The following is a 9,884-nucleotide window of genomic DNA, read 5'->3' as shown; positions in this document are numbered from 1 at the left end:
CCGTCCACCTGTTCGGTGCTCACCGGGCGTTTGCGCAGTGCCAGTTTCATGGACGCCAGCAGTTTGCCCCGCTCGTATTCGATGCGGCGGCCATCCTTTTTGACGATGGCCGGGAAGTTGACTTCCGGGCGTTCATAGGTGGTAAAACGCTTGTCGCAGGACGCACAGCGGCGCCGGCGCCGGATGAAGCCCCCGTCTTCAGACACCCGGGTTTCCACCACTTGGGTGTCTGGATGGCTGCAGAAGGGGCATTTCATCGGGTTCAGCCGTAAACCGGGAAGCGTGCGGTCAGGGCATTGACCTTGGCACGCACGGCGGCGATATGCGCTTCGTCGCGCGGGTTGTCCAGCACGTCAGCAATCAGGTTGGCCGTCAGGCGCGCCTCTTCGTCCTTGAATCCGCGTGTGGTCATGGCGGGCGTACCAACACGGATGCCACTGGTGACCATCGGTTTTTCCGGGTCGTTGGGGATGGCATTCTTGTTGATGGTCATGTGTGCTGCACCCAGCACCGCTTCAGCTTCCTTGCCGGTGATGCCTTTGGCGCGCAAGTCCACCAGCATCACATGGCTTTCAGTGCGACCACTGACAATGCGCAGGCCGCGTGCTGTCAGCGTCTCGGCCACGATCTGGGCGTTTTTGGCCACCTGTTGCTGATAGGTCTTGAATTCGGGCTGCAATGCTTCTTTGAAAGCCACCGCCTTGGCGGCAATCACGTGCATCAGCGGGCCTCCCTGCAGGCCCGGGAAGATGGCGCTGTTGATGACCTTTTCATGCTGGGCTTTCATCAGGATGATGCCGCCGCGCGGGCCGCGCAGGCTCTTGTGGGTGGTGCTGGTCACCACGTCGGCATGGGGTACCGGGTTGGGGTAGACACCCGCGGCAATCAGGCCGGCGTAGTGGGCCATGTCCACCATGAAGATGGCGCCAACATCCTTGGCCACCTTGGCAAAACGTTCAAAGTCGATGCGCAGGCTATAGGCCGAGGCACCAGCGATGATGAGCTTCGGGCGGGCTTCGTGGGCCTTGCGCTCCATCGCGTCGTAATCAATCTCTTCCTTGTCGTTGAGGCCATAACTGACGACGTTGAACCACTTGCCGCTCATGTTCAGCGCCATGCCGTGCGTCAGGTGGCCGCCTTCGGCCAGGCTCATGCCCATGATGGTGTCACCGGGCTTCAGGAAAGCCAGGAACACGGCTTCGTTGGCGGAGGCGCCGCAGTGTGGCTGGACGTTGGCAGCTTCGGCGCCAAAGAGCTGCTTGACACGGTCAATCGCCAGCTGCTCGGCAATGTCGACAAATTCACAGCCGCCGTAATAACGCTTGCCCGGATAACCTTCGGCGTATTTGTTGGTCAGCTGGGTGCCTTGAGCCGCCATGACAGCGGGTGAGGCGTAATTTTCGCTGGCGATCAGTTCGATGTGATCCTGCTGGCGCTGGTTTTCGGATTGGATGGCGGCAAACAGCTCGGGGTCGGTTTGCTCAATGAGAATGTTGCGGTTGAACATGGCAGTCCTATAAGACATTGGGCCTGTGTCACAGGCTGCCCGGACAGGCAGCATGAAACCAGGGCTGCCCAGGCGAACGGCTAAACGCACAACCCGAATGGGCTACGCGGCACGCTCCCCCGTGGTGTTCCCACTTCAGCACCTCACAAACCCGCGGGTCAAGGTGCCTATCGCCAGTCGCGTACAGCCGGATTTTAACTGACGCGCCTAATTCAGCGCCACGGTGGTCGATTTGTCGTTATGGCTGCTGGGGGCCGCGACAGCAGGCGGCCACATCGGCACCGAGCGTCCCTGGGCCACCTGCTGGAGTCGCTGGTGTTCAGCGATCACCTTGGCGGTGTAACCACCGTCGTCCTCGATATTGGCGGCACCCACATAACTCTTGAGTCCCCCCTCGACCGAACCGGCCACGCGGATGCAATCCTGCAGCACCTTCACCCCCACCCGCAGATTGGCCAGCGGGTCAAAGGCGGCAAATTTGCCGCCAAAACTCTGGTATTTGTCGCTGTGGACCTGGGTCATGACCTGCATCAGCCCCTGGGCGCCCACCGGACTTTGGGCAAACGGATTGAAGCCCGACTCGATCGCCATCACCGCCAGGATCAGCGTGGGGTCGAGCTTGGCACGGGTGCCCACGTCATAGGCTTCGGAGACCAAGGCGCTCAAAGGCTCGGGCGCCACCCGGTATTTTTTGCTGAGCCAGAACGCCACGGCCGCCTGCTGTTTGGGCAGGTCCGTGGGGTCGGTGGCGGTGGCCCGGTCGCTGGCGACGAGGTCACTGGCTAGTCCGGTCAGCTCAAGCTGGCGCTCCTGCAACCAGCCAAACAATTTGATTTCCCCGACCTGGCGCAACTCGGGCCGGGCAAACAGGGCGATGGCAATGAACAGTACCGTCACGCCAATCAAGGCGAAACTGCTGTGGGTGAAATTGAAAAACGCCCTGGCGACGAGTGAGGTGGTGCGTCGCAGACTCAGGGATAAATTTTTAGATGCTGACATAGCTTCTCCTTCTTGCGCGTGGGCCCGGATGGCGGCAAAACATGCTGCTCAATCCGAACGCTCGCCTGGGTTGTTACGCTATCAATATCCTGCGCTTAGCTTCTTTCCTGGTGATGCAGAGACATGATGTTGCCGAGGTCGGCAGCGGGCAAGGGTATACCCGGATAGGGTCTGAAGCCGCGGATTCTAGGTGGACTTTATATTACCAGTCAACCATATCAAATTGATTTGTTATTCTGTAAAAAGTGTAAGCAAGACTGCTGTGACCCGATTCCAGGTCTTTGGTGCCATGAAAATTACCTCCCATGAAACTTGATCCATCGCTGCTGTTCCCTATGCCTACCAAACCATGGTTGCGCCGGATGCTGTTGACCCTGTGCGGCGTTGTGCTGTTGTGGGGACTCAGCTGGCTGGCCGTGCCACCGTTGTTGAAGTGGCAACTTGAAACCCGCCTGAGTGAGCAACTTGGGCGTCAGGTGTCATTGGGGCGGGTGGACTTCAGGCCCTGGTCGCTGGAGCTGACCCTGCTGGACCTGACGGTGGCCCGTGCCGCAGGGCAGCCGAGCCAGGCTGCTGCACCGGCGCAGTTGACCATTCAGCGTCTTTATATCGATGCCGAGCTGGAGTCCCTGCTGCGGTGGGCGCCGGTGGTGGATGCTTTCGTGGTCGAAGCGCCGCGCTTGTCGCTCACCCATACCGGTGGTGGTCATTACGATGTGGACGATGTGTTGGCCAGACTGGGCCGCCGGCCCCAGGCGTCAGAGGCCTCACCACTGGGGTTTGCCGTCTACAACCTGGCCCTGACCGACGGCGCGGTGGATTTCACGGACCAGCCGCTAAACAAGGCGCATCGCCTGAGCCAGCTGCAACTGAGCCTGCCGTTTTTGAGCAGCCTGGACTCCAAGCGGGAGGTGTTGGTCCAGCCCAGACTGGCATTTGACCTCAATGGCAGCCGGTTTGACTCATCGGCCGCGACAACGCCATTTGCCCAGACCCACAAGACCGATGCGCAGCTGCTGATCAAAAACCTGGACCTGGCGCCCTACCTGCCGTACCTGCCCGCCAGTATGCCGGTGCGCCTGCGTTCGGCTGTGCTCCATGCTGATCTCAAACTGGCGTTTGCGCAGACGGCGCAAACGTCGATCACGCTCAGTGGCCAGGTCGCGCTCAGTGGTGTCCGGCTGACCTCCCCTGAGGGCGCCGACAAGACGGTCAATCCAGACGAGTTATTGGCTTTTGACCAGCTCAGTGTGCAACTGAAAGCGGTGCGTCCACTGGTGCAGGAGGCGCAACTGGGTCGTGTGGAACTGACCCGGCCACGCCTGACCGTTCAGCGTGACCGTGCCGGCGGGCTGAATTGGCTGACCGTTCTCGACACCGCGACAACACCGCAGGGTGCTACAAAAATAAAAGCTATCAAGGCAATGGATACGCGGGCTAATGGCCAAAATCATGCACCAAGTGTGGCCACACCGCCGTCCTCTGGCTGGAAGCTGGGGGTGGACCAGATCTCACTCAAGGGCGGTGACCTCCTCTGGCTGGACGAGGCGCTGGCCAAACCGGTGCAGCTCAGCCTGAGTGCGCTGGATGTGCAGGCCCGGTCGCTGGCCTGGCCGTTCACCCAGCCGATGCCGTTCGAAGGCAGCGCCCGGCTGGCATCTGCCGCCCTGGATTTCAAGGGGTCGGTCACCGACCAGGCGGCTGACATCACGGCCAGGCTGGCTGGCCTGCCGCTGAATCTGGCTGCACCGTATGTTGCCGAGTGGCTGTCCCCGAGCCTGGATGGCTTGGCAACGGCCGAACTGGGCCTGCACTGGGTTGCGGCCCGGCCGGGGCAGGCGGCCCAGATGCGGTTGCAGCTGCCCAGCCTGAGTGTGCAGGCGCTGGCGCTGTCAGCCGGGCCCAAGCAGCCGCTGGCCAGCATCCAGCAGGTACAGCTTGAGGATCTGACGCTGGATCTCCCGCAACAGTCAGCCACCCTGGGGCGGCTCCAGCTGGGGCTGGCCAAGGTCGCGCTGACGCGGGCAGCCGACGGGCGCTGGATGTTTCAGGACTGGCTCAAGACCGCGCCGGCCCAGCCTGCCGCTCCAACCGCACCGGTGGCGGCCGCTGTGAACCCGGCCTGGACGCTGGCCGTGAAAGACCTGCAACTCACGGCAGGGGCCTTGTCCCTGGCGGATCAGGCCACCCCCAAACCGGTGGCCTTGGAGGTGTCCGGCCTGGCTCTGCAGGTCAAGGACTTCGCCTTTCCTGCGACCAAGCCTTTTGCCGTGAATCTGAGCGCCCAGCTGCGCCACCGCCACACCGAGCCGGGCCAGTTGGTATGGCGTGGCAGCAGCAGCCTGAGCCCACTGACACTCACTGGCGAGCTCCACGCGCAGCGGCTACCGCTGCATGCGCTGGCGCCGTACTTCAGTGACCTGCTCAACGTTGCGTTGCGGCGCGCCGACACCAGTTTCCAGGGACGGCTGCAACTGGCCCAGCAACCTGCTGGCCTGGCTTGGCGCATCACGGGGGATGCCGGTCTGGATGATCTGCAGGTCCAGACCCTGGCCCAGGAAGCCGCCGCGCCCGTGGCCGAGGACTTGCTGAACTGGAAAAGTCTGCATCTGCGTGGGCTGGACGTGGCCATGGCCCCGGGTGTCGCCACCCGGGTCGACGTGCAGGGCACGGTGCTGAGTGACTTCTACGCGCGGCTGATCCTTGACGAGGCCGGGCGGCTGAACCTGCAGGACGTTTTGAAGTCTCCGGCTGGCCCGGCTCCCGCCGCAACCCAGGCAAACGCCCCGGCGCCGGTGATCCATTTTGGTCCGGTCAGCCTGCTGGCGGGGCATGTGAACTTCACGGACCGCTTCATCCGACCCAATTACTCGGCCAACCTGACCGAGCTGGCAGGCACACTCAGCGCCTTCTCATCACGCACCCCTGCGGGTGAGGTCGAGTTGGCTGATCTGACGTTGCGTGGCCGCGCCGAAGGCAGTGCCACGCTGGAACTGCTGGGCAAGATCAACCCGCTGGTGCAGCCATTGGCGCTGGACATCAAGGGCCAGGTGCGTGATCTGGAGCTGGCGCCGCTGTCCACCTATTCGGCGCGTTACGCCGGGTACGGCATCGAGCGCGGCAAGCTCAGCATGGATGTGAGTTATCAGGTCAAACCTGATGGCCAGTTGAGCGCCAACAACAATCTGGTCCTCAACCAGCTCAAGTTCGGCGACAAGGTGGCCGACTCCCCGGCCAATCTGCCGGTCAAGCTGGCCGTGGCCCTGCTGGCTGACCGCCACGGTGTGATCGACATCAACCTGCCGGTCAGCGGCTCACTCAATGACCCGGAATTCCGTCTGATGCCGATCGTCTTCAAGGTCCTGGGCAACCTGATTGTCAAAGCCATCACCGCGCCATTCAGTCTGCTGGCCAGCGCGTTTGGCGGCGGCGGTGATGAACTCAGTGTGGTCAGTTTCGAGCCCGGCTCGGCGTTGTTGACGGCCTCTGCCAAGGCTGGTTTGGACCAGGTGGCCAAAGCCTTGCAGGAACGCCCGGCCCTGAAGATGACTGTGGTGGGGACGGCCAGCCTGGAGCTGGAGCGCGAGGCTTACAAACGCAGCCAATTGCAGGCGCTGGTACAAGCTGAAAAACGCCGCCGGGATGGTGCGGTGGACGCCAGCCAGGCTGCGACAGCAGCGGCCGTGTCAGCCCAGGAGTACCCGGATCTGCTCAAGGCGGTTTACCGGCGCGGCGCCTTTGCCAAGCCGCGCAACCTGATTGGTCTGACCAAGGACATCCCCGTGCCCGACATGGAGGCCCTGCTGCTGGCCCATCTGGACGCGTCGGAGTCAGCCATGCAGGCGCTGGCGGTCAGGCGTGGTGTGGCAGTGCGTGATTACCTGAGCAGTCAGAAATTGCCCACCGAGCGCCTGTTCCTGGGGGCGGCCAAAGCTGTGCCACCCGAGGCCAAATGGACCCCGCGCGCGCAGTTGAGCCTGGCCACCGAATAGGCGCTGCAGTGACGCCCTACAAATGTTTTTCAGTCCGCCTCAAAACGCGGCGAAAATAAAGGTTTGTTCCTGCTGCCTGGCGGCAGGCATTTTTTTCTTTTCGTGTGTGCAAGTCGATGTTTCCCTTTTCTACCAACAACCAAGCTGCCCCCACCCCTGACGCGCCTGCAGCGCCAGTCAAAGCCCAGGAGGCACACCCGCTGGATGCCTTGACGCATGGCGCGTTTTCGGCCCAGACCTCGGGTGAGCGCATGGCCTGCATCCGCGAATGGCTCGCCACCAGCCCGAGCACCGAACAACTGCAACAGGTGTTCAAGGAGCTCAGCGGCAAGGACAAGGGTGCGGCCAAGTTGCTGCGTGAAAAGCTCGACGACATCAAACGCAGCAAAACCCAGGCCACCATCGCGCTGGAATGGGCAGACAAGGCCCAGGCGCTGCTGGCCCTGTCCAAGCTGAACCTGGCTGATGCCCTGGCCTGGCAGCGTGATGCCGCCAAGGCAGGTGCCCCGTTGAGCAAGGAACCCCTGGCCGGTCTCAAGGCCCAGCTGGTGGAGCGGGTGCGGGCGATTGAAGACCTGCAACACCGGGTGCAGGTGCAGCGTGAAGCCGCGGTGCTGGTGGCCCAGCGGATTGAAGTGTTGTCAACCAAGCCCTGGCGGGACGCCCAGGCTGCGCAGGCGGCACTGAGTGCGGATGTGAGCAACTGGCAGAACGAGGCCGCCGAACTGACCGGTGACACCAACTGGCCCAGCGTGGACGCCAAGTTTCCGCCGCTGTTGCAGGCCTCGCAGGCCCAGCTGGGTCTGGTTTGGCAGGCGTTCCAGGATGCCCTGGCGTTGACGGCTGCTGCGGCTGAAGACGCCAACGCTGCTTTGCCGAATGTGCCGGTGTGGGCGGACGAGATCCGTGCGGCCCGCGGGCTGCCGCTGGAAGCGGCCATCAAGGCCCCCAAGCCGGTCGTGGACCCGGAAATCAAGGCCAAGGCCACGGCCAGCGTGCGCGAGGCCCTGGCGAAACTGGAGCAGGAAGTGGCCCAGGGTCATGGCAAAGCCAGTGCGGGTGCCGCCAATGCCTTGCGCAACGCCCTCAAGGAATTCGGCCGGCTGATTGATGACAAGCTCGAAAACCAGGCGCATGGCGCACTCGCTGCCGCCGGTGAACTCGAAGGCTGGCAACGCTGGCGTGCCGACCAGCTGCGTGAGGAACTGGTGGCCAAGGCCGAAGGGCTGCTCAAACGCCCTGAAGGACAGGCCATTGGCGGGCGCAAGATGCAGGACAACCTGCGCCAGTTGCGTGAGCAGTGGAAGCTGACCGACCAGGGCGGTGTGCCCAACCACGGCCTGTGGAAACGTTTTGACGACGCCTGTAACGAAGCCCACAAGGTGGTGGAAGCCTGGCTGGACAAACTCAAGGCCGAGACTGCCGAACACCGGGCTCAGCGGCTGGCCCTGATCGAGGAAGTCAAAGCCTGGGCGGCGGCCAACCGGGTGGCGCTGGACGACGACTGGAAAGGGTTCAACCGCGTGTTGCACCAGTTTGCTGACCGCTGGCGTGACGCCGGCCATGTCGGTGAAAAACTCTATGCCGAATTGCAGCCGCTGTGGAAGGCGGCGATTGACGAGGCGACCGCGCCGCTGGAAGCGCTGCAGAAACTCAGCCTGGCCGCGCGGCACGCCATGATTGACGAAGCCAAGGCGCTCGGGGCCGAAGCCACCTTGCGCATCGACGCCGTCAAGGCACTGCAGCAGCGCTGGCAGGCCGAGGCGCATCGGGTGCCGGTGGACCGCCGGCATGAACAAAAGTTGTGGGATGCCTTCCGCAAGCCGATTGACGAGGCCTTCAACCGCAAAACCGCAGAGCGGGAAAAAGCCCAGAGTGCCCTGAGTGAGCGCGACCGCGTGGTGCTGGAAGCCTCCAAGGCGTTGCAGGCGGCCAATGCTTCGGGTGATGCCCAGGCCATTCGCACGGCCATGGCCGCGCTGGACGCCGCCTTGCGTGGCCAGGCGCAAGCCCAGGCCGCCGTGGCAGCTGCCGAAAAATCCGAGCAAAAAGAACCTCCAACCCAGGTAGAACAAGCCCAGGGTGCTCCTGAAAGTGAAGCGAGTGAAGCCGCCGCTGAAGCAACTGAACCGGCCAAACCGGTGGTCGCGCGCAAACCGGTGGTGGCGATGCGCGGTGATGACCGCCCGGGCATGAAAAAGGAAGCACCCGCCGCTCCGGCCCGTGGTGGCAAACCGGGTGAACGCAAAGACGGGGCGCGAGCCGGGCGTGATGCCCGTGTCGATGAGCGCGGCCCGCGCCGCGATGCCCGCCCCGAACGTGGTGAGCGCATGGAGGCCCCGCGTCTGGGTGACACGGCGTTCCGGGCGCAACGCGACGCTCTGGAGCAGGCCCAGCAGGCCCTGCGCAAGCTGGCGGCCCAGGCCCATGGCGAGGCACTGACGAACTTGCTGGGGGCCTGGGAAAAGCGCGACACCGCACTGGTGCCGACAGTGCAGGAACTGGGCAGCCGGGTGACACCCGCCATGCGTTCAAGCTGGATCAAAGCCATCACCCAGGCTCCGGCCGGAGATGCCGCCACGGCACTGCTGCGCCTGGAAATGGCCGCAGAAACCCCGACACCGGCTGAACACCTGAGCGCGCGGCGCATGCTGCAGCTGCAGTTGCTGACCCGCCGCAATGACCCGTCCCCGGCGCAGACCTGGGGTGAAGACGCGGCCAGCGTGCTGGCCAGCGCGTTTGAACCCAGCCAGGCCCGCCGCCTGCAGAATGTGCTGAAGGTGCTGTTAAAGCCCTGATGCCAAGGTGATGCGCGCGGGCGCCTGCCCGATGCGCAGTTGCAGCACTTCCAGTCTGGGCGGACTGGCTTGGGCGTCCCAGTCACTGAGCACCAGACGGCGGTGGCTGCGGCCGGTGCCAGTCACCAGCACATGGTCGGCAGGGTGGTGGGTGTGGCCGTGGATCAGCGTGTCAGCCTGTGCGGCCTCCAGCCATTGCAGGGCGGCAGCCGGGTCCACATCGGCATCAACGGCCCCACTGGTTTTACGCGCTTCACTTTGTTCGCGGATGGCCCGGGCGATGGCTTGTCGTTCGGCCAAGGGCTTGGCCAGAAAGTCGCGGCACCAGGCCGGGTTGCGTACCTGCGCGCGGAACTGCTGGTAGTCGGTGTCGTCCAGGCACAGGGCATCCCCATGTGACAGCAGCCAGCGTTGTGCGTCAAAGGCCAGTACCGTCGGGTCGGCCAGCAGCGTCATGCCGCAAGCCTGGGCAAAGGTGGGACCGAGCAGGAAATCACGGTTGCCATGCATGAAGTACAGGTTCAGCCGTTGTCCGGCGTCGGCCAGCCATTGCTGGCAGCGGGCTTCAAAACCCGGCGCAGGGCCGGC

5 protein-coding genes, 1 pseudogene and 1 riboswitch are annotated in these 9,884 nt (G+C 63.7%); of the genes and pseudogenes, 2 read left to right on the top strand and 4 right to left on the bottom strand.

All coding sequences use genetic code 11. The features are described from left to right. From PHW99_RS14020 to PHW99_RS14010, 3 genes and pseudogenes are all read right to left on the bottom strand, one after another. Positions 1–257 (bottom strand): annotated as a pseudogene (locus PHW99_RS14020) (transcriptional regulator NrdR); the annotation flags it as partial. Between the two features lie 5 nt (positions 258–262). Beyond that, positions 263–1,507, bottom strand: a complete 1,245-nt coding sequence (gene glyA, locus PHW99_RS14015; RefSeq protein WP_300178712.1) for a serine hydroxymethyltransferase — start codon at positions 1,505–1,507, stop codon at positions 263–265. 59 nt (positions 1,508–1,566) lie between these two features. After that, a riboswitch (ZMP/ZTP riboswitch) is annotated at positions 1,567–1,698 on the bottom strand. A 16-nt stretch (positions 1,699–1,714) separates the two neighbouring features. After that, the gene (locus PHW99_RS14010) at positions 1,715–2,506 is read right to left on the bottom strand and encodes a lytic transglycosylase domain-containing protein (RefSeq protein WP_300178709.1); all 792 of its coding nucleotides are present in this window, start codon (positions 2,504–2,506) and stop codon (positions 1,715–1,717) included. 305 nt (positions 2,507–2,811) lie between these two features. Between PHW99_RS14010 and PHW99_RS14005 the strand changes: the two genes are divergently transcribed. Together PHW99_RS14005 and PHW99_RS14000 are read left to right on the top strand one after the other, a co-directional pair. After that, positions 2,812–6,498, top strand: coding sequence for a DUF748 domain-containing protein (locus PHW99_RS14005; RefSeq protein ID WP_300178706.1), 3,687 nt, complete (start codon positions 2,812–2,814; stop codon positions 6,496–6,498). A 116-nt stretch (positions 6,499–6,614) separates the two neighbouring features. Further along, positions 6,615–9,296, top strand: coding sequence for a DUF349 domain-containing protein (locus tag PHW99_RS14000; RefSeq protein ID WP_300178703.1), 2,682 nt, complete (start codon positions 6,615–6,617; stop codon positions 9,294–9,296). On the opposite strand, the gene PHW99_RS13995 is transcribed toward PHW99_RS14000, so the two are convergent. Beyond that, positions 9,285–9,884: UDP-2,3-diacylglucosamine diphosphatase (locus tag PHW99_RS13995; protein ID WP_300178699.1), on the bottom strand; the 600-nt coding region annotated here is incomplete at its 5' end. The genes PHW99_RS14000 and PHW99_RS13995 overlap by 12 nt on opposite strands.

The sequence above is a fragment of the Rhodoferax sp. genome, assembly GCF_028689305.1.
Lineage (GTDB): Bacteria > Pseudomonadota > Gammaproteobacteria > Burkholderiales > Burkholderiaceae_C > Rhodoferax.
Note: the sequence above shows the minus strand (reverse complement) of the source record. Positions and strands in the feature narration are given on the sequence as shown.